Genomic DNA, 19,625 nt, shown 5'->3' on the forward strand with positions numbered 1-19,625 from the left:
CCGGCATCACCCGGCGGGGCCCCGACAAGAGCCCCGCCGCTCCCCGTATCGCCCCGCCTTCACTCGTGGTACGCATGTGCCATGGCCGACGACCCTCAGCAGTCGCACGACGAAGCCGCACCCCGCGCCTCCCTCTCCGCTCCTGAGGAGGCCCCGCAACGTCCCGGCCCCCGTGACGCGTTGACCGACGTCACCGGCCTGCGGGTCGGCCACGCGCAGCTCCTCGGCGACGGGCGCCTGACGGGCACCACCGTCGTCCTGGCGCCCGAAGGCGGCGTCATCGCCGCCGTGGACGTGCGCGGCGGCGGCCCCGGCACCCGCGAGACGGACGCCCTGGACCCGCGCAACCTCGTCCAGCGCATCGAGGCGGTCGTCCTGACCGGCGGCAGCGCCTTCGGCCTGGACTCCGCCTCCGGGGCGGTGGCCTGGCTGGCGGAGCAGGGCCGCGGCTACCGCGTCGGCCCGGACCCGGCGCAGGTCGTCCCCGTCGTACCGGCCGCGGCCCTGTTCGACCTGGGGCGCGGCGGCGACTGGTACGCCCGCCCGGACGCCGCGCTGGGCCGCGCCGCCATCGAGGACGCCGCCACCACGGCACTGAACGCGCCCGTCCGAGAGGGCAACACCGGTGCCGGTACGGGCGCGGTGGCCGGCGGCGTCAAGGGCGGCATCGGCACCGCGAGCGTGGTCCTGCCGTCGGGCGTCACGGTCGCCGCGCTGGCGGCCGTCAACGCGGCGGGGTCGGTGGTCGACCCGCGTACCGGTGTGCTGTACGGGCAGTACGGGGACGTGTGCGAGGAGTTGGCGCGAGCGGTGCCCGACGAAGGCGCCGGCCGGACGGCTCCGGGCTCGCCCGCCCCCGGCCTGCCCTCCCCCGGCGCGCACGCCGGCGCGCGGCGCCGTCTCGCCGAGGCCCGTACCGCTTCCGAGCGACGTTCGGCCGTCTCCGCGCGCCCGCCCCTGAACACCACCCTCGCCGTCGTCGCGACCGACGCGGTCCTGACCCGCGCCCAGGCCCAGAAACTGGCGGGCACCGCACACGACGGGCTGGCCCGCGCCGTACGCCCGGCGCACCTGCTCACCGACGGCGACACGGTCTTCGCGCTCGCCACCGGTGACCGGCCGCCGATGCCGGAAGCGGCCGCCGCCGACCCGGTGTTCGCGGCGCACGCCGAGACCGCCGCCCTCAACGAGATCCTGGCCGCGGGGGCCGACGTGCTGGCCCGCGCCGTGGTCAAGGGCGTACTGGCGGCGGAGACGGTGGACACTCCGGGCGGCTGCTTCCCGTCGTACCGTGACCTCTACCCGTCGCAGTCGCCTTCCTGACACCGGTGGTAGAACGGGCCTTATGTCCGTGCCGCCGCCTCCCCCCACGCTCGTCCAGCCATCGCCCAAGAAGAAACCGGGCCCGCCGCAGCCGCCGAAGCGGCGCCGGCGGCTGTGGTGGCACCGCTTGTTCCTCGGGCTCTGGTACCGGCCCGTCGAGGTGATGGACGAGGCGCGCGACCGCAGCGCCTGGAGTGCGGCCGTCCTGCTGTGCCTGATCAGCGGCGCCCTCGGCATCGTGTCGGTGGACGCCTTCCGCAAGCAGTGGGCGATGGACCAGCGCCAGGCCCTGGAGCTGGCGGCCGTCGCGGAGGCGGGCGTCCTGCTCGCCAGTCTCGCGCTGGGCATGGTCACCCATGCCATAGCGCGCACGATCGGCGGGAACGGCAGGTTCGAGCCGACGGTCAGCCTGTTCGTCGTGCTGTTCTGGGTCACCGACCTGCCGCGGCTGGTGCTGGCCACCTGGCTGCCGCACGGCTCGACGCTCGTGCAGGCCGTGGCCTGGACGACCTGGGGCTTCGGCTATCTGCTGGCCATCCTGCTCATCCGGGGCCAGCACCATCTGTCCACCGTCAAGGCGGCGGTGGCGGTGGCGGTGCAGATGCTGACCTCGCTGGCGCTGCTGAAGCTGGGTCCGGTGCGCTGAAGCCGGGGCATCGCGGCGCCGAGGTCCGGCCCGGCCCGGTGCCGCTCAGTGCCGCTCGTTCTCGTCCAGTTGCCGTACGAGTCCGGCGAACGCCTCGCGCTCGGCGGCGCTCAGCTCCACGCGCTCGGACGGCGGTCCGGCCGGGCCGGTCTGCCGCGGGACCGCGCGCAGCAGCGGTCTGGTGCCGTTCCCGGCCGGGGCCCCGTAACGGTGCCGGCGCACGAGCCGGGCCTGGCTCACGGCCCACCCCACGGTGACGGTGAGCAGAATGGCCAGGCCGATCTGCTGGAGGAGCGGTACGGAGGGGAGCATGCGGTCCTCCAGGTCGGATGCGCGACGGTGCGGTTCCGGGCCCGTGCTGGCCCCGGCGGGCGGACTTCAGTAGTAGACACCATGTCAGGTACTTCCGTCAGGGGATTCAACGGACTTACACCCCACACGTGACGTAACTCCCACACCGCTCGTACACCTCCGCGCCTCCCGCCCGGCCTCCCCACGTCTCCCCCACACCGCCGCTCACCGCCGACGCCCGCCCCCCGTACGCCCGCCCCCCCCCGTACGCCCGCCCCCCCCGCACCCGCGCCGCACGCCCACGCCCCCTTCCCCTCACCCAAGATCGTCCACGAGCATGTGGCCTCCGCCGCCCTCCCGACGCGAGGAGTACGCACGTGCCGCAGCCGACCGCACCCCGCACCACCCCCAAGGCCCTGGAAGGCGTCCTCGTGGCCGACTTCAGCCGCGTCCTGGCCGGTCCGCTGGCCGCCGCCACCCTGGCCGATCTGGGAGCCGACGTGGTCAAGGTGGAGCGGCCCGGCTCCGGCGACGACACCCGCTCCTGGGGACCGCCCTTCTCCTCCGACGGCACGGCCGCGTACTTCGACGCCGCCAACCGCTCCAAACGCGGCCTCGCCCTGGACCTCGCCGACCCCGGCGACGCGGCGGCCGCCCGGGAACTGGCCCGCCGGGCCGACGTACTGATCGAGAACTTCCGGCCCGGCGCCCTCGCCCGCTACGGGCTGGACCCGTCGGCCACCCTCGCCGCCCATCCCGGCCTGGTGCACTGCTCGATCACCGGGTTCGGTTCCGGCGCGGGCGCCCGTCTGCCGGGCTACGACTTCGTCGTGCAGGCCGTCGGCGGCCTGATGAGCATCACCGGCGAACCGGGCGGCCCGCCCCTGAAGGCGGGCGTCGCGCTCGTCGACGTCCTGACCGCGAAGGACGCCGCCACCGCCGTCCTGGCCGCACTGCGCCACCGCGACCGTACGGGTCAGGGCCAGCACGTCGAGGTCAACCTGCTGTCGTCGCTGCTCGGTTCGCTGGTCAACCAGGCGTCCGGGCAGTTGGCCACCGGCCGGGACCCGGGCCCGATGGGCAACCGGCACCCGAGCATCGCCCCGTACGAGACGCTGGCCTGCCGGGACGGCGAGCCGCTGGCCGTCGCGGTCGGCAACGACCGGCAGTTCCGGGCGCTGGCGCAGGCGCTCGGCGCGCCCGGCCTCGCCGACGACGAGCGGTTCGCGCACAACCAGGACCGGGTGCGGCACCGCGCCGAACTGGTCGGGGAACTGGAGAAGCGGCTGGCGGCGGAGACGCCCGCGGCCTGGACCGAGCGGCTGACCGCCGCGTCCGTGCCGTGCGGGCCGGTCAACTCCGTCGGCGCGGCACTGGCCCTGGCCGAACGGCTCGGCCTGGACCCGGTCGTGCCGGTCGGTGCCGGCCGGGCCCCGCAGGTGCGCAGTCCGCTGCGGCTGTCCGCCACGCCGGTCGTCGCCCCGCACGCCCCACCCGCCCTGGACGAGCACGGTGACCCCCTCCGCGCCTGGCTGTCCGGCCCGGACGACACGCCCCTGCCACCCCTCCTGTGACGTTCATCACAAGAGTTCGGGGAGTGCAACCAAACCCTCCCGTAGTTGCTGTTTACCAGCACTGACTGACAACACCCTTGCATGGAGCAGCCCGTGACAATGCCGGACAACACCGCGCCGCCCGCACCGTCCCGCACCAAGCGCCGGCTGCGTCGCGGTCTCGCGGCGGCCTCCCTCCTGACCGCAGGTGCCCTGGCCCTGTCCGCGTGCGGCGGTGACGCCTCGGCGGGCGGCAACGACGGCAAGGGGCAGGCGGGCGCGGACGCCGCGGCCGCCAAGGACGCCTCCGAGGCGAAGATCTCGGTCACCTCGAAGGACGGCGCCACCAACGCCAGCATCAACGACACCGGTGTGAAGGTCAGCGGCGGCAAGCTGACCGACGTGAAGCTGGTGCAGGCGGACAACGGCGCGGAGGTCAAGGGCGCGATATCCGCCGACGGTTCGTCCTGGAAGCCGTCGGCGCAGTTGGAGCGCGGGACGAAGTACAAGCTGGTGGCCAACGCCAAGGACGGCAAGGGCCGGGCGGCCACCGAGAACGCCACCTTCACCACCGTCTCGTCGAAGAACAGCTTCATCGGCTCCTACACGCCCGACGGCGGCAAGACCGTCGGCGTGGGCATGCCGGTGTCCTTCACCTTCGACAAGGCGATCAGCAACAAGAAGGACGTCCAGTCGCACATCACGGTGACCTCCAGCAGCGGCCAGAAGGTGGTCGGTCACTGGTTCGGCGCCCAGCGCCTGGACTTCCGCCCGGAGCAGTACTGGAAGGCCGGGTCCAAGGTCACGCTGAAGATCGAGCTGGACGGGGTCAAGGGCGGCCAGGGCATCACCGGGGTGCAGTCCAAGACGGTGTCCTTCACCATCGGCCGCTCCCAGGTCTCGACCGTCGACATGAACACCCAGACCATGACGGTGGTCCGGGACGGCAAGACCGTCAAGTCGATCCCGATCTCCGGCGGCAGCGCGAAGAACCCGACGTACAACGGCCAGATGGTCATCTCGGAGAAGTTCACGCAGACCCGCATGGACGGCTCGACGGTCGGCTTCGGCGGTGAGTACGACATCAAGGACGTCCCGCACGCGATGCGGCTGTCCAGCTCCGGCACGTTCATCCACGGCAACTACTGGGGCAGCCCGTCGATCTTCGGCAAGGCCGGCACCAGCCACGGCTGCGTCGGCCTCCAGGACAACCGGGGCGGCGGTGGCGACACCCCGGGCAAGTGGTTCTTCGAGAACTCGCTGATCGGTGACGTCGTGGTCGTCAAGAACTCCCCCGACAAGACCGTGAAGCCCGACAACGGCCTCAACGGCTGGAACATGGCGTGGAGCGAGTGGCAGGCGGGCAGCGCGGCCTGATGCCGCGGACGTACGGCACGGCCGACGCGGGCTGATTCCCGTACGTACGGCACGGCCTGCGCGGCCCTGACGACATGACGGTGGCCGGTCCCCCCCGGGGACCGGCCACCGTCGTACCGCGATCGGTTCGTCAGGCCGCCACCGGTGTGCTTTCGGCCGGAGCCTGGGCCCGCTCCGTGGCGGCCTGCGGCGCGTCCGGCTTGCGCAGGCCCTTCAGGAGGACGACCAGGGCGGTGGTGACCGCCGTACCGGCCAGCACGGCCACCAGGTAGAGCAGCGGCTGCCCGATCAGCGGCACCACGAAGACACCGCCGTGCGGGGCCCGGAGCGTGCAGCCGAACGCCATCGACAGGGCACCGGTCACCGCGCCGCCCGCCATCGCGGACGGGATGACGCGCAGCGGGTCGGCCGCGGCGAACGGGATCGCGCCCTCGGTGATGAACGAAGCACCCAGCACCCACGCGGCCTTCCCGTTCTCCCGCTCGGCACGGGTGAACAGGCGGCCGCGTACGGTCGTGGCCAGCGCCATCGCCAGCGGCGGCACCATGCCGGCCGCCATCGCCGCGGCCATCACCTTCAGGCTGCCGTCGTTAGGATGGGCGAGGCCGCCCACGGCGAACGCGTACGCCACCTTGTTGAGCGGCCCGCCGAGGTCGCACGTCATCATCAGTCCGAGGATGACGCCCAGGATGACGGCGTTGGCACCGGACAGCCCGCTCAGCCAGTCGGTCAGCGCCTTCTGGAGCGCGGCGACGGGCTTGCCGACCACCAGGAACATCAGGAATCCGACGACCGCCGACGAGATCAGCGGGATGACGACGACCGGCATGATCCCGCGCAGCGCGGGCGGCACCGCGACCCGCTGGACCGCCATCACCACCGCGCCCGCGATCAGACCGGCGATCAGACCGCCGAGGAACCCCGCGTCGACGGTCAGGGCGATCGCGCCGCCGACGAAGCCCGGCACCAGACCGGGCCGGTCGGCCATGCCGTACGCGATGAAGCCCGCCAGTACGGGGACGAGGAAGCCGAACGCGACGCCGCCGATCTGGAAGAGCAGCGCCGCCCAGCTCGCGGACTCGCTCCACACGAAGTGCTCGGCGACGGACGGCGCCTTGTCGATGCCGTACCCGCCGATCGCGAAGCCCAGGGCGATCAGCAGGCCGCCCGCGGCGACGAACGGGACCATGTAGCTGACGCCGGTCATCAGCCACTTGCGCAGCCGGGTGGCGAAGCCGTCGCCCGCCTCGCCGTCGCGGTCCATGGGCGCGGAACCGGGCGTCGCCGGTGTGGAGACGTCGCCGCGCGCGGCCTTCTCCCGTACCTCGGCGATCAGTTCGGCGGGCCGGTTGACGCCCGCCTTCACCCCGACGTCGACCGTCGGCTTCCCGGCGAACCGCGCCCGGTCCCGTACCTCGACGTCGTGCGCGAAGATCACACCGTCCGCCGCGGCGACGACCTCCGGGTCCAGCCGCTCGAAACCGGCCGACCCCTGCGTCTCCACGACCAGGTCGACCCCGGCCTCCTTGCCCGCCTTGGCCAGCGCTTCGGCGGCCATGTAGGTGTGGGCGATGCCGGTGGGGCAGGAGGTGACGGCGACGATCTTGAAGGAGGCGGCGGGAGCGGCCGTGTCCGCCGACCCGGCGCCGGGCCCTGCCGTTGCCGCGGGTACGGCGTCCGGCTCGGGCTCCGCCTCGGGGGCGGCTTCGGGCACGGCTTCGGGCACGGCTTCGGGCACGGCTTCGGGCACGGCCTCCGGCGCGTCCCCGCGGATGAGCGCCGCTGCCGCCGCCGGGTCGTCCGCCGCCCGCAGCGCCCCCGTGAACTCCTCGTCCATCAGGTGCCGGGCCAGCGTCGACAGGATCGACAGGTGGTCGGCGTCGCCGCCCGCCGGGGCCGCGATCAGGAAGACCAGGTCGGCAGGCCCGTCCGTCGCGCCGAAGTCGATTCCGGCGGCGCTGCGCCCGAAGGCGAGCGTCGGCTCGGTGACGTGCGCGCTGCGGCAGTGCGGTATGCCGATGCCGCCGTCCAGGCCGGTCGGCATCTGGGCCTCGCGCGCGGCCACGTCCGCGAGGAAGCCCTCCAGATCGGTGACCCGGCCCCGCCCGGCCATCCGCTCGGCCAGCGACCGCGCGGCCGCTTCCTTGCTCTCGGCGGACAGGTCGAGATCGACCAGTTCCGCGGTGATCAGCTCACTCATCGCGGGCTCCTTCGCTCGCATCAGGTCCCAGCAAACTCAGCCCGTCCGGCCCTTGAGGACGAGCGAAGCGACAACACGTGAGCCGGCCCGGGGCGCTCACCCCACCGGTTCCCGCAGCTCCAGCCCCACCGGCACGGTGTCGGCCACCAGAACCGCCGAAGGATCGAGGTCCGCCGGCGCCGGCATGGCGCTGCCCGGTAGCTGCACCGCCGCCGCCCCGTACGCCACCGCCGAGGCCAGAGCCGGTACGCCGACGCCGCCCGCCGCCAGGAACCCGGCCAGCGACGCGTCGCCCGCGCCGACGTTGCTGCGTACGGTCGCGACCGGCGCGGAGGCGAAGTGCTCCCCGTCCCCGTCGACGAGCAGTTGCCCGTCGGCGCCGAGGGAGGCGAGCACCGCGCCCGCGCCCAGGGCGCGCAGATCCCGCGCGGCCTCGACGGCGTCGCCGACGGTGCGCAGCGGCCGGCCCACCGCCCGGGCCAGTTCCTCGGCGTTCGGCTTGACCACGTCCGGCCGCGCGCTCAGCGCCGCGGTCAGCGACGGCCCCGAGGTGTCCAGGGCGATCCGGGCCCCGGCCCGGTGCACCTGGGCGACCAGTTCCGCGTACCAGGAGGGGGCCAGGCCGCGCGGCAGGCTGCCGCAGCAGGCGATCCAGTCCGCTCCGGCCGAGTGGGTCCGTACGGTGTCCAGCAGCGCCCGCGACTCGTCCGCCGACAGCTCGGGGCCCGCCGCGTTGATCTTCGTCAGGGTGCCGTCCGGCTCCACGGCGGAGATGTTCGACCGGGTCTGCCCGGCCACCGGTACGCCCGCGACCTCGATGCCCTCCGCCGCCAGCAGGCCGCCCAGCGCCGCGCCCGCCGGGCCGCCGAGCGGCAGTACGGCCAGCGTGCGGTGCCCGGCCGCCGCGACGGCCCGGGAGACGTTGACGCCCTTGCCGCCCGGGTCGATCCGGTCCGCGGTGGCGCGCAGCACGGCGCCGCGCTCCAGCGCCGGGATCTCGTACGTCCGGTCCAGGCTGGGGTTGGGAGTGACGGTGAGGATCATGCGCGCACCACTTCCGTGCCCGCGCGCTCGATGGCGAGGGCGTCGTCGGGGCTGAGCCCGGTGTCGGTGACGAGCAGGTCCACGTCGTCGAGGCCGCCGAAGCGGGCGAAGTGCACCTGCCCGAACTTGCTGCTGTCCGCGACGAGCACGACCCGCCGCGCGGCGGCGACCGCCGCCCGCTTCACGGCCGCCTCGGCGAGGTCGGGGGTGGTCAGGCCGCCCTCCAGGGAGAAGCCGTTGGTCGCCAGGAAGACCACGTCCGCGTTGATCTCGCGGTAGGCGCGCAGGGCCCAGTCGTCGACCGCGGCCCGCGTACGGTGCCGGATGCGGCCGCCGACGAGGTGGAGGGTCAGGCCGGGGTGGTCGGCCAGCCGCGCGGCGACCGGGAGCGCGTGCGTGACGACGGTCAGCTCGGCCTCCAGCGGCAGCTCGGCGGCGATCCGGGCGGCGGTCGTGCCCGCGTCGAGGATCACGCTGCCGGGCGCGGACCCGCCGGGCAGCTCCGCGAGGGCCGCCCGCGCGATGCGCTGCTTCTCGTCGGCGGCGACGGTGTCCCGCTCGGCGAGGTCGGGCTCGAAGTCCAGGCGCCCGGCGGGGATGGCGCCGCCGTGCACCCGGCGGACCAGGCCGGCCCGGTCCAGGGCCTTCAGATCCCGGCGTACGGTCTCGGCGGTGACCTGGAACTCCTCGGCGAGCGAGAGGACGTCGACCCGTCCGCTCTCCCGCGCCAGTCGCAGGATCTCCTGCTGCCGCTCCGCTGCGTACATGTGACTTCGTGCCTGCCTCGTGCCCGACCGTGTGGTTTCAGGCCAAAGGTACGACCGAGAGAGCGAGAAGTAAACACATCCGGGCACGCGACAGACTCAAACGGACATGAATGGACGGCGGCAGCAGCCGGTCACGAACGCGCAGCGTCGTGCGGGGACGTGCAGGGACGCGCACGCAGAGCACTCGGCGCGCAGCGAAGCGCGCGTCAAGCAGCAAAGAGCCCCGGCGCCGAGGGGGGGTTCGGCACCGGGGCTCGTCCATGGGGAAGGGGTCGGGTCGGAGGCAGGCTGCCGCCTCTCGCCGGGTCAGGCCACCGCTGACCAGGGAGGGAACGCGGCCACCACGTCCGCCACCGGGCCGCGGGCAGCGGCCCCGCGGCCGCTACGCCGCCGCGTCGAACCCCGTGTCGCGCGCCATCCGCTTCAGCTCCAGCAGCGCGTGCTTCTCTATCTGCCGGATGCGCTCACGCGTCAGGCCGTGCTGCTTGCCGACCTCGGTGAGGGTCCGCTCGCGGCCGTCCTCGATGCCGTACCGCGCCTTGATGATCGAGGCCGTACGGTGGTCGAGCCGGTCGATCAGGTCCTCCAGCTCCTCGCTGCGCAGCAGCGTCAGGACGGACTGCTCGGGCGAGGCCGCGGAGGTGTCCTCCAGCAGGTCACCGAACTGGGTGTCGCCCTCGTCGTCGACGGACATGTTCAGGCTGACCGGGTCGCGGGCCCAGTCCAGGACGTCGGTGACGCGCTCGGGCGTGGAGCCCAGCTCCTGGGCGACCTCGGCGGGCTCCGGGTCGCGGCCGTTCTCACGGTTGAACTCGCGCTGCACGCGGCGGATGCGGCCCAGCTCCTCCACGAGGTGGACGGGGAGTCGGATGGTGCGCGACTGGTCCGCGATGGAGCGGGTGATGGCCTGGCGGATCCACCACGTCGCGTACGTGGAGAACTTGAAGCCCTTCGCGTAGTCGAACTTCTCGACCGCGCGGACCAGGCCCGCGTTGCCCTCCTGGATCAGGTCGAGCAGGGGCAGACCGGCGCGCGGGTAGCGGCGGGCGACCGCTACGACCAGGCGCAGGTTGGAGCGGATGAAGACGTCCTTGGCCTTCTCCGCCTCCTCGGCCAGCGCTTCGAGCTCCTCGCGGGTGCCGCCGGCGGCGTTGCCGTCATCGACGATCCCGTCGAGGATCTGCCGGGCGTAGACGCCCGCCTCGATGGTCTGGGACAGCTCGACCTCCCTGGCGGCGTCGAGCAGGGGCGTTCGCGCGATCTCGTCGAGGTACATGCCGACCAGGTCGCGGTCGGCGATCTCCCCGCCTACGGCGCGAACACTGTTGGCCCCGTCAGCACCGCTGCTGGTGGCCTGACGTCGGGCGACGGCACGGGTTGCCATGCGTGTGCTCCCTTTGCGATGAGTCGGTCGCGGGATGGTGGCGGTGGGACACCGGGTGCGTGACCCGAGTACCCCTTCCGAAGGAAACAACGGCTGGAATCCGGACAGAATTCCCCTGCCGAGCACCTATTTTCGTGATCATGCAGTACCCTGCATCCCCACCGAGGAGGTCGGATGTCTCCGGAGTACCGGGAAGCGCAGGTCAGGGCGGCAACCGAGGCCGACCTCGGCAGCCTCACGGACCTCTACGACCACTATGTCCGTGAGACGCCCATCACCTTCGACACGGAGCACCGCACCCCCGAGCGGCGCCGCTCGTGGTTGCTCTCCCACCCTGAAGACGGCCCGCACCGTCTTCTGGTTGCCCGGGGCCGGACAAACCGGAGTCTCTTGGGTCATGTGACCAGTACGCCTTTCCGGATCAAGCCGGCCTATGCCACCTCGGTGGAGGTCGGCGTCCACTGCGCCCGCGAGGCCGTCGGCCGGGGCGTCGGCCGGCCGGGACGGCCCTGCCGACGGGCCGGAACCAGCCCCTCCAGTTGACGGTGGCGAGGCCCGGGTGTGGCCTGGAAGACGGGGGCGAGTGAGAGGAGCCCGTCATGGAGACACCCGTCCACCGGCACGGCGCCACCGCGGACCCGCGGTCCGGGCCCACGTCCCGGTCACAGTCACAGCCCCAGTCCCAGGTCCAGGCCCAGTCCCGTCCGGCACCGCACGGGAACGCGCCCGGCTCGAAGCGGCGCGGCATGTCCACCACCGCCCTGGCCCTGCCCGTCGCCGCCGCGGTCCTCTACGGCCTGTGGACCGCCTTCGTCGACCGCACCAGCGGCTCCTCGCTGGGCCACGCCTGGCTGCTGGGCCTGATCGCGGCCGCCGTCAGCGGAGCACTCGGGCTGGCGCTGGTACGCGTCCAGGCGACGCTGATCACCGAGGTGCGGGCACTGTCGTACGGAGCGCTCTTCGGCACCGCGATGGGCTACCTGTACAGCATCTCCCACTCGACCGGGCCGTCCATCCTGGAGTCGGTGCGGATGGGGCTGATCATGGGCGCGGTGATGTTCGTCGTCTCCCTGTACATCTTCCGCACCCACCGCACCCGTGAGCCCCACGGCGAACACCGCCCCCGCGGCTCACAGCGGACGCACCGGTCCCAGGGAGCGCACCGGACACACCACACGGCGGCCTGACCTCCCTCGGACACGCCGGCACCGCGCCGATGCCCTGCTCGGGCACGACGGTCACCTCGGGCGGCTCGGCGCCGTTCCCCCGCCGGATGACGCGCAGGGGGCCGCCGGGCCGCCAGGCCTCCAGCACGATGTGCGGGTCCTCGACGTACGTACGGACCACCTCGGTCAGCTCCGACCGGAACAGGTGGAACGGCTCCGGCGGTTCCGTCGCGTCCGTGTAGCGCGCGAGCACCGCCGGGTCGGTCACCTCCACGGCCCGGCCGGCGACCCGTACGTCGCCGCCCGCCAGGTCCGTCTCCGGCCCCGGGTTGGCGTGCAGCGCGAACCGGGGGTCGCGCCGCAGGTCCAGCGCCTTGCGGGAGTCGGCCATCATGCCCAGCCACAGTTCACCGAACCGGAAGTCCGCCTCGATGCCGCTGAGACGCGGTGCGCCGTCGGCGCGCAGCGTCCCGAGGACGTGATGCCGGTACGCCGCGAAGCGCGCTACCACCTGCCCCGCCAACTCCGGTTGCGCGGCCAGGCCCGACTGCGGGCGCGGGCACGCCCGGCCTTACGACCATCGCCGTACAGGGGCGTAGGACCGGCGTCCGTTACGGAGGCCCGGCGCCCGGCCTAGCCTCGGCGGCATGGACTTGAGCAGCGGCATTCTCGACGAGGCCCTGGAGCGTCTGCACACCTCGGGCCCCGAGTTCCAGGGGTTTCTGGCCAATCACGGGCCGATGGCGGTGGAGGCTCTGGTCCGGCACGGGCAGGCGGGTTCCGTCCACCGCTGGCTCGATCATTACGCGACGAAGCTGGAGGAGGTGCCGAGTCCCCGGGAGGCGATCCCGGACGCCGACTGGCGGGCGGCGCTGGGCGATCCGCGCCGGGTCACCGACTGGACCGCGTACTTCACCCGGCTGGTCGCCGAGCGCCCGTGGCGGGACGTGCTCGCCGAGTGGTGGCCGCGGCTGCTGCCCGGCATCGCCGGTGCCGCGACGCATCCCGTCATCCGGGTGGGCCATGTCGTACGGACGCTCCTTGAGGACGGCGAGGAGGCGCCGCGGATCGCGGAGCTGGCGCACGCGCTCGGTTACTGGGCGGCGCGCCACACCACGCTGCCCGTCGCGGTGCACCCGGCCGGCACCGCCTCCCCCGACGAGGCGCTGGCCGCCCTCCCGCGCATCGCCGACCAGCAGGTTCTGCCGCTCGACGGCCTGGCGCAGCTCCCCGGTACGCCGGGCTGGACGGCCGCGGCGGACGCGCTGCGGGTGCCGTACGAGGACCCGGACGCCGCCCGCGAGCAGTTGGCCGCGTTCGTCCGGGCCACCGTGCACCGCTATCTCGGCCACGGGCACGGGCACGGTGTCCTGATGGTGCACACCGCCACGGCCCCGAACGCCGTGCTGCGCACCCTGCCCGCGCTCCCCCGTGAGCTGTGGGCGGTGTCGCTCGGCGCGGTCTGGGCGGCGAGTGCCGCGATCACTTCGGTGTACGGGGCCGGCGAGGCGCTGCCGCCGCTGGAAGGTGCCGGGCCGCTCGTACCGGAGGAAGTGTTCGAGCGTTCCGCCCGGCACGGCGACGAGCACGTCATCAAGATGACCGACACGGCATTGGACGTGGCGGCCTCGGCCGCGGACGGTGACGACCGGGCACTGGCCGCTGCCGTGCGCGCCCAGCGGTTGATTTCCGCCGTTTCCTGAACGGATTGTCTCAGGTTGCGACCGTTCCGGAGCGTTCCTGAAGAAACCGGCGCCCCGTGCACAACGGCTCACCTGCGCATTTCTCGCCCGTCACCCTTAGTTAAAACTTCAAGAAATGGCGGAGCGGTGAGACAGTGGATGGTATGAGCACCGAACCCGCAGGTGAGCCCCGCTGGCTCAGCGACGAAGAGCAGTACGCCTGGCAGTCGTACCTGCACGCCACCACGCTCCTGGAGGACCACCTCGACCGCCAGCTCCAGCGTGACGCAGGCATGCCGCACGTCTATTACGGGCTGCTCGTCCAGCTCTCCCAGGCCCCCCGGCGCCGGTTGCGGATGACCGAACTGGCCCAGAACGCCAAGATCACCCGTTCCCGGCTCTCGCACGCCGTGGCCCGCCTGGAGAAGAGCGGCTGGGTCCGGCGCGAGGACTGCCCCTCCGACAAGCGCGGCCAGAACGCCGTCCTCACCGATGAGGGCCTGCGCGTCCTGGAGAAGGCCGCCCCCGGCCATGTCGCCGCCGTGCGGGCGGCGATATTCGACCGGCTCAGCCCCGAGCAGGTCGGCCAGTTGGCCGCCATCTGCCGCACGGTGGCGGACGGCCTGCAACCGCAAGGCGCCGACCTGCCCTGGCTCCGCTGAGAAAGCGGGGAGCCGAGGGGCAGGCCGGCGCCGGAGGGTTCGGGCCGCTCCGGGGGTCCGGAACCGCCCTGGGGATTCGGGACCACTCTGAGGGTTCGGAACCACCCGTACGAGCCTGTGGCCGGTGACCTGTGCCGGTGGCCGGTGACGGGTTACCGGCCACCGGCTACCGGTCACCGGCCGTTGACCCGTGGCCGGACACCGGCCCGCGCAGACGTACGCTCAGTGCGCCATGACCGGAATCGGCACGTCCGCCTCAGCGTCGGCGCCCTCGGCCGTGTCCGCGCCGTCACCGGAGCGGGCGACCGGTCCGCTGCCGCCCTGGTGGCCGGTGGTGACCATGGTGAAGGCGATGACCGCCGCGACGGCCAGGATGCCGACCGCCCACCAGATGGCGGCGGTGTAGCCGTGCACCATCGACTCCAGCTTGAGCAGGTCCACCGAGGGCGCGCTCTTCGCGTGGGAGGTGGCGTACGCGGTGGTGGCGCTGGCCGCGATGGTGTTCAGCAGGGCCGTGCCGATCGCGCCGCCCACCTGCTGCGAGGTGTTGACCATCGCCGAGGCGACACCCGCGTCGCGCGGCTGGACGCCGTGCGTGGCCAGTGACATGGCGGGCATGAAGGCCGTACCCATGCCCAGGCCGAGCAGCAGGAAGGCGGGCAGGATCAGCGCCGGGTAGGACGTGTCCAGGTCGATCCCGGTCAGCAGGAACATGCCGACGGCGGCGAGCAGGAAGCCCGGGGCCATCAGCAGCCGCGGCGGGACGCGGGTCATCAGCCGGGCGCCGATCTGCGTCGAACCGGTGATCATGCCGACGATCATCGGCAGGAAGGCCAGACCGGTCGTGACCGGCGTGAATCCCTTCACGATCTGCATGTAGTACGTCAGGAACAGGAACAGACCGAACATGCCGATGACGGCCAGACCCAGCGACGCGTAGACGCCGGCCCGGTTGCGGTCGGTGAGCACGCGCAGCGGCAGCAGCGGGGACTTGACCTTCGACTCGACGAGCACGAACGCGCCGAGCAGTACGGCGGCGGCCACGAACAGGCCGACGGTCATTCCGGCGCCCCACCCGTCGGACTCGGCGCGCGTGAAGCCGTACACCAGGGAGACCAGGCCGAGCGTGGCCAGGATGACGCCGGGCACATCCAGCTTGGACGGGTTGCGGCTGCCCGCGGGCTCGCGGATCACCAGCAGTGCGCCGACGGCCGCGATCACGGCGAACGGGATGTTGACGAAGAAGGTCCAGCGCCAGTTCATGTACTCGGTGAGCACACCGCCGAGGATCAGACCCACGGCACCGCCACCACCGGCGATGGCGCCGAAGATGCCGAACGCCTTGGCCCGCTCCCGCGCCTCGGTGAACGTCACCGCGAGCAGCGACAGCGCCGACGGCGCCAGCAGCGCGCCGAAGACACCCTGGAGGGCGCGCGCGCCGAGCAGGACGCCCTCGTTGGAGGCGGCGCCGCCGAGGGCCGAGGCCAGCGCGAAGCCGACCAGGCCGATGATGAAGGTCCGCTTGCGGCCCCACAGGTCGGCGACCCGCCCGCCGAACAGCAGCAGACCGCCGAACGCGAGCGCGTACGCCGTGATGACCCACTGCCGGTTCGCGTCGGAGATGCCGAGGTCGGCCTGCGCGGAGGGCAGTGCGATGTTCACGATCGTCGCGTCGAGCACGACCATGAGCTGCGCCAGGGCGATGAATATGAGCGCTTTCCAGCGCCGGGGATCGACGTGGGTGGTCGTATCAGACATGGGTGGGTCCGCCTAGTGGTGCGTGGTGCGTGAGCGAAGACATAGGGACGTGGGCAGGGCGTGGAAGCCCGTGACCGCGGTGCCGTTCCGTGGACGAACGGTGTCGGTGTGGTGTTGATCGGGTGTTCAGTACGTGTTGATCACATGTTGATCGCTTGGGTGTACGGCGACGGGTGCGCCGGCGGCGCGACTACGGTCGCGACGCGGCGCTCCTGCGTTCCGTACGGTGGGTCGGCAGGGACGACGAACCCACCGGCCTGTAGGTCGGTCGTGGGTCGCCGGAAGTTCCCCTGCCGGGGAGGGTGCCGCGTTTTGAGCCGTCGGCCGTCAGCCGTGCCGGAGGTCCTCCAGCGTGGCCGCCGCACCGGGCAGTTCCGAACGCGCGGGCGCCCGCAGACCGTCCAGGAACAGCACCAGGTGCCGGTACACGAACCGATCGAACTCCGTACAGCCGCTTCCGGGCAGCGGCCGAGTCAGTTGGGTGAGCGCGACCATCAGGTCACCGACGGCGATGTCGGTACGCAGTTGGCCGCTGTCGCGTGCGGCGCCCATCAGGGCCTCGACGGCCCCCTCCAGGCGCTCACGCGCTGCGAGCAGGTCGGGGTGGTCCTTGTCGACGCCGTCCGAGAGCAGCGGGCACAGGGCACCGATCCGCTCCTCGACCGCGGCGAAGACGAAGCGCCTCAGCGCTTGGAAAGCATCGGGCTCCTCGGCGAGCGCGCACTCCGCCTTGTCCGCGGTGCGGTCCATGACGGAGAGCGTGACGTGGTGGATCAGCTCCAGCCGATCCGGGAAGTGACGGTAGAGCGTCGCATTGCCGACACCGGCCCGTCGAGCGATTTCGTCGAGCGGGATCTCCGCCCCGAACTCGACCATCGCCTCACGGGCCGCGCCGATGATCCGCTCCCTGTTGCGCACGGCGTCCGCGCGCAGCCGGTGCGGCGGGGTCACCGCGCAGGCGCCGGTGGCGCGGGTGCGGGACCGGGTGGCGGTCATGTCGGCACGTTCCTCTCTGGGCTGTACGAAGTGAGCGGCTGTACGAAGCGGGGAGTGGATCCCCGCTTCAGTCGGACACCGGGTTAAACGGGGATGCGCTCCCCGGTTATTTCGGCCAAGGCTGTGACCTGCGCCACGCCAGTCGTACGGACTCCGCGCGGCGCCGCGCGGCGAAGCTGACCCGGCGCGGCGCGGCGAAGCTGACCCGGCCCGGCGCGGCGAAGCTGACCCGGCCCGGCAGATCTGCCCCGGCGCGGCGGATCCAGCGCGGGGCGGAGCTGACCCGGCGCGGTGGATCCGGCGCGGGACGGCGGAGCTCGCGCGGCACGGGCGGATCCAGCGCGGCACGGCGGGCCGCGTACCGAGCGCGGCAGACCGCGTGCCGTATACATGCGCCATGACCGTTTCGCTCCGCCCGGCCGCTCTACCCCGCGCGATCCGGTCGTACGTGTGCCGCGCCCCCGGCACGTTCATCTGGCTCGGCATCCTCTTCGGGACGTCGGTGATCATGCACGAGCTGACCCCCGACATCCTGGAGCGGGTCCTGCAACGCCGCTCCACCAACATCCACAACCTGCTGCTCTCACCCGGCCGGGTCCTGCTCACCAGCGCACTGTGGCTCGACGGCGGCGGCTGGCCCCTCTACGTCCTCGTCTTCAACATCTTCCACGTCCCCGCCGAACGCTGGCTCGGCACCAGCCGCTGGCTCGCGGTCATGGGCGTCGCCCACATCGGCGCCACGTATCTGAGCGAGGGAGTCCTCGCCCTCGCCATCCACACGGACGCGGCACCGCGCTCCGCCGTGAACACCCTGGACGTCGGCGTCAGCTACGCGCTGGCCGGCGTCGCGGCCGTCCTCACGTACCGCATCCCCTGGCGCCCCCTGCGCTACGTGTACGCGGCCGGCGTCCTCCTCTTCTACACCGCCCCCCTCTTCGACCACCTCACCTTCACCGACATCGGTCACTTCACCGCTGCGCTACTGGGGCTGGCGTGTTACCCCCTCACGCCGAGGAGGAAGTCACTCCAGGCCGCCAACCCGAACGTGAGCTGAAAACTCTGCGGACCTCGGGAATCCCGGACGTGAATGGCGACGGGGGTCATGGATATCTCGACGCACTCCGCGCCGTCGTCATTGCTGTAGGTGCTCTTGAGCCACACCCGGCCGTCGTTCACAGTTCCGCCTCCAGCTTTTCGATGAACCGAGCCGAGTCCTCGGCGTCCATGGCCATCTGGAGAAGCATCTCGTACCTCTGACCGATTTGGCCGACCCTCTCGGGATCCGCGCACAACACGCCCCCAAGGTGGCCCTATTCGTAGACGATCCGCTCGTGATCCGGCGTCGTCAGCACGATGAAAGAACCGAAGAGCGCGGGACTGGCACCGTTTCTGTGCAGCAGGACCTGGAGAGTCTCGTTACGCCGCTCCCCCGCTTCGAGCAGCCGGTGCAACTGCTCCTTGTGCTCCTTCCCCGTGACAACGGACTGCCGCAGCACGGCTTCGCCGATGACGAAGCTGAACGTCCGGGTTTCCTCGTCCAGCAAGGGCTGACGCTCCAAGCGGATCCTGACGCGCTGCTCGATCGTCTCCCGATCCGCCGGTGGCCAGCGGCCTTCCAGGAGTTTCCGCGCATACTCCTCGGTCTGGAGCAGCCCGGGAATCAGCGGCGTCTGGTAGGAGTTGATGGCGATGGCATCGGCCTCGTACCGCATGTACTCAGCGGAGTACAACGGGAATTTCTCCGGCTGGAGGTACACATCACCGCCGTCAGCATCCCGCGCGCCCCGCACATCTCGTCCGCCACCCGCAGCAGATGAAGCGTCGGCCTGCGCCGGCCCTGCTCCATCGACTTCACGTACTCGACCGAGTAACCGACCTCGCTTGCCAACTCCTCCCGACTCAACTCCGCCTGTCCGCGCCACAGCCTGATCTGATTCCCGCAGTACCGCCACGCCATCGGTGGCTTGTCATTCTCACCCGACATCGCGTCCGCCTCCCGCTACTCGCGTAGTTGACCCACGGCAAACGCTAGACCCACCCACTGACAATCACGCCAAATGACTTAACTGCGCCATCAATTGGTCACCGACGAACAAACAGCGATCAGGAACCGGCATCGCGCCAATGCTGACGCCCGACATCGATGAGACGCAGCTGCCTCCGCGCAGTACGCGCCACCACCCGCCACCGCTCCGTGTCCTGGTCACCCCCGTCCCGTACGTCCAGGAACGCGGAGGCCGTCATCACCAGCCGGTCGACGTACAGCTCCGCCAGCATCCGTACGTCCTCGTCGCTCCAGCCGTCCGACATCGGCTGCGACTTGAGCGCCGCCGCGACCTCCGTCGCGAACCGGTCCAGTTCACCGGCTATGGCCTGCCGTACGGCCCGTACACCGCCGTGCCGTTCGCGGGCGATGAAGCGGACGTGCGCGGGCTGTTCGCGTACGTACCGTTCGACGACCGCCACCGTGTGGTCGATCCGCTCCTCCGCGCCCGCCTGTTCGGCGAGGACCGCGCGGACGGTCGCGTGCAGGCTGCTCAACGACTCCTGGACCAGGGCGACTCCCAGTTCGCCCAGGTCACGGAAGTGCCGGTAGAAGGCGGTGGGGGCGACGCCGACCACCCGCGTCACCTCGCGCAACCCCAGGCTGCTCAGGCTCTGTTCCGCCAGCAGCCCGAGCGCCGCGTCGAGCAGGGCTTGCCGCGTGCGCTGCTTCTGGGCCTGCCGGACACCGCCGGTCTCACTGTGACTCATGCCATCCAGTAAACAACTGTGC

The 19,625-nt window shown here is 72.1% G+C and carries 18 protein-coding genes and 2 pseudogenes; 9 read left to right on the forward strand and 11 right to left on the reverse strand.

Annotated elements, in window-relative coordinates; translation table 11 throughout:
* Window positions 1-81: 81 nt before the first annotated feature.
* A complete protein-coding gene (locus tag ACZ4QV_RS09615; RefSeq protein WP_361587484.1) occupies window positions 82-1,323 on the forward strand; it encodes a P1 family peptidase in 1,242 nt (413 codons plus the stop codon).
* 22 nt (window positions 1,324-1,345) lie between these two features.
* Entirely contained in the window at window positions 1,346-1,969 is a 624-nt protein-coding gene (locus ACZ4QV_RS09620) for a YIP1 family protein (protein WP_361149608.1), read from the forward strand.
* 45 nt (window positions 1,970-2,014) lie between these two features.
* Here ACZ4QV_RS09620 and ACZ4QV_RS09625 read toward each other — a convergent pair whose 3' ends face one another.
* The gene (locus tag ACZ4QV_RS09625; RefSeq protein ID WP_361149606.1) at window positions 2,015-2,281 is read right to left on the reverse strand and encodes a hypothetical protein; all 267 of its coding nucleotides are present in this window, start codon (window positions 2,279-2,281) and stop codon (window positions 2,015-2,017) included.
* 356 nt (window positions 2,282-2,637) lie between these two features.
* Between ACZ4QV_RS09625 and ACZ4QV_RS09630 the strand changes: the two genes are divergently transcribed.
* Complete coding sequence (locus tag ACZ4QV_RS09630) at window positions 2,638-3,834, forward strand: CaiB/BaiF CoA transferase family protein (RefSeq protein ID WP_361587481.1); 1,197 nt, start codon at window positions 2,638-2,640, stop codon at window positions 3,832-3,834.
* A 99-nt stretch (window positions 3,835-3,933) separates the two neighbouring features.
* The gene (locus tag ACZ4QV_RS09635) at window positions 3,934-5,190 is read left to right on the forward strand and encodes a L,D-transpeptidase (RefSeq protein ID WP_361150179.1); all 1,257 of its coding nucleotides are present in this window, start codon (window positions 3,934-3,936) and stop codon (window positions 5,188-5,190) included.
* Between the two features lie 130 nt (window positions 5,191-5,320).
* Here the strand turns inward: ACZ4QV_RS09635 and ACZ4QV_RS09640 are convergent, their stop codons facing one another.
* The 4 genes from ACZ4QV_RS09640 to ACZ4QV_RS09655 form a co-directional block, all read right to left on the reverse strand.
* On the reverse strand, window positions 5,321-7,390 hold the full coding sequence (locus ACZ4QV_RS09640) for a PTS fructose transporter subunit IIABC (protein WP_467762743.1): 2,070 nt from the start codon (window positions 7,388-7,390) through the stop codon (window positions 5,321-5,323).
* 96 nt (window positions 7,391-7,486) lie between these two features.
* A complete protein-coding gene (pfkB, locus tag ACZ4QV_RS09645; RefSeq protein ID WP_361149599.1) occupies window positions 7,487-8,434 on the reverse strand; it encodes a 1-phosphofructokinase in 948 nt (315 codons plus the stop codon).
* Window positions 8,431-9,201, reverse strand: a complete 771-nt coding sequence (locus tag ACZ4QV_RS09650; protein WP_031008731.1) for a DeoR/GlpR family DNA-binding transcription regulator — start codon at window positions 9,199-9,201, stop codon at window positions 8,431-8,433. Before ACZ4QV_RS09650 ends, pfkB begins: the two co-directional genes overlap by 4 nt.
* Before the next feature lie 382 nt (window positions 9,202-9,583).
* Window positions 9,584-10,585, reverse strand: coding sequence for a sigma-70 family RNA polymerase sigma factor (locus ACZ4QV_RS09655; protein ID WP_361149597.1), 1,002 nt, complete (start codon window positions 10,583-10,585; stop codon window positions 9,584-9,586).
* Window positions 10,586-10,759: 174 nt separating this feature from the next.
* On the opposite strand from ACZ4QV_RS09655, the pseudogene ACZ4QV_RS09660 reads away from it, so the two are divergent.
* Both ACZ4QV_RS09660 and ACZ4QV_RS09665 read left to right on the forward strand, forming a co-directional pair.
* Window positions 10,760-11,080, forward strand: a pseudogene (locus tag ACZ4QV_RS09660) (GNAT family N-acetyltransferase); the annotation flags it as partial.
* Window positions 11,081-11,184: 104 nt separating this feature from the next.
* Window positions 11,185-11,772 (forward strand): hypothetical protein, encoded by a 588-nt coding sequence (locus ACZ4QV_RS09665; protein ID WP_361587475.1) that lies wholly within the window; start codon window positions 11,185-11,187, stop codon window positions 11,770-11,772.
* A 58-nt stretch (window positions 11,773-11,830) separates the two neighbouring features.
* On the opposite strand, the pseudogene ACZ4QV_RS09670 reads toward ACZ4QV_RS09665, so the two are convergent.
* Window positions 11,831-12,292 (reverse strand): annotated as a pseudogene (locus ACZ4QV_RS09670) (pyridoxamine 5'-phosphate oxidase family protein); the annotation flags it as partial.
* 106 nt (window positions 12,293-12,398) lie between these two features.
* Here ACZ4QV_RS09670 and ACZ4QV_RS09675 point away from each other — a divergent pair.
* Both ACZ4QV_RS09675 and ACZ4QV_RS09680 read left to right on the forward strand, forming a co-directional pair.
* On the forward strand, window positions 12,399-13,454 hold the full coding sequence (locus ACZ4QV_RS09675; RefSeq protein ID WP_361637304.1) for a questin oxidase family protein: 1,056 nt from the start codon (window positions 12,399-12,401) through the stop codon (window positions 13,452-13,454).
* 143 nt (window positions 13,455-13,597) lie between these two features.
* Window positions 13,598-14,095 carry a MarR family winged helix-turn-helix transcriptional regulator gene (locus tag ACZ4QV_RS09680; protein ID WP_030024258.1) on the forward strand — a complete coding sequence of 166 codons (498 nt, stop codon included), beginning with the start codon at window positions 13,598-13,600 and terminating at the stop codon, window positions 14,093-14,095.
* Between the two features lie 222 nt (window positions 14,096-14,317).
* Here ACZ4QV_RS09680 and ACZ4QV_RS09685 read toward each other — a convergent pair whose 3' ends face one another.
* Both ACZ4QV_RS09685 and ACZ4QV_RS09690 read right to left on the reverse strand, forming a co-directional pair.
* Window positions 14,318-15,853 (reverse strand): MFS transporter, encoded by a 1,536-nt coding sequence (locus ACZ4QV_RS09685; RefSeq protein ID WP_361149588.1) that lies wholly within the window; start codon window positions 15,851-15,853, stop codon window positions 14,318-14,320.
* A gap of 327 nt (window positions 15,854-16,180) precedes the next feature.
* A complete protein-coding gene (locus tag ACZ4QV_RS09690; RefSeq protein ID WP_361149585.1) occupies window positions 16,181-16,849 on the reverse strand; it encodes a TetR/AcrR family transcriptional regulator in 669 nt (222 codons plus the stop codon).
* 397 nt (window positions 16,850-17,246) lie between these two features.
* Here ACZ4QV_RS09690 and ACZ4QV_RS09695 point away from each other — a divergent pair, with 397 nt between their 5' ends.
* On the forward strand, window positions 17,247-17,903 hold the full coding sequence (locus ACZ4QV_RS09695; RefSeq protein ID WP_361587472.1) for a rhomboid-like protein: 657 nt from the start codon (window positions 17,247-17,249) through the stop codon (window positions 17,901-17,903).
* Window positions 17,904-18,159: 256 nt separating this feature from the next.
* On the opposite strand, the gene ACZ4QV_RS09700 is transcribed toward ACZ4QV_RS09695, so the two are convergent.
* The 3 genes from ACZ4QV_RS09700 to ACZ4QV_RS09710 form a co-directional block, all read right to left on the reverse strand.
* Window positions 18,160-18,561: a DUF5753 domain-containing protein gene (locus tag ACZ4QV_RS09700; protein WP_361587470.1), complete on the reverse strand. Its 402-nt coding sequence runs from the start codon at window positions 18,559-18,561 to the stop codon at window positions 18,160-18,162.
* Window positions 18,510-18,833, reverse strand: a complete 324-nt coding sequence (locus tag ACZ4QV_RS09705) for a helix-turn-helix transcriptional regulator (protein WP_361617048.1) — start codon at window positions 18,831-18,833, stop codon at window positions 18,510-18,512. Before ACZ4QV_RS09705 ends, ACZ4QV_RS09700 begins: the two co-directional genes overlap by 52 nt.
* A gap of 119 nt (window positions 18,834-18,952) precedes the next feature.
* Window positions 18,953-19,603: a TetR family transcriptional regulator gene (locus tag ACZ4QV_RS09710; RefSeq protein WP_361587468.1), complete on the reverse strand. Its 651-nt coding sequence runs from the start codon at window positions 19,601-19,603 to the stop codon at window positions 18,953-18,955.
* Window positions 19,604-19,625 lie beyond the last annotated feature (22 nt).

Source organism: Streptomyces sp. NPDC026394 (genome assembly GCF_055567735.1).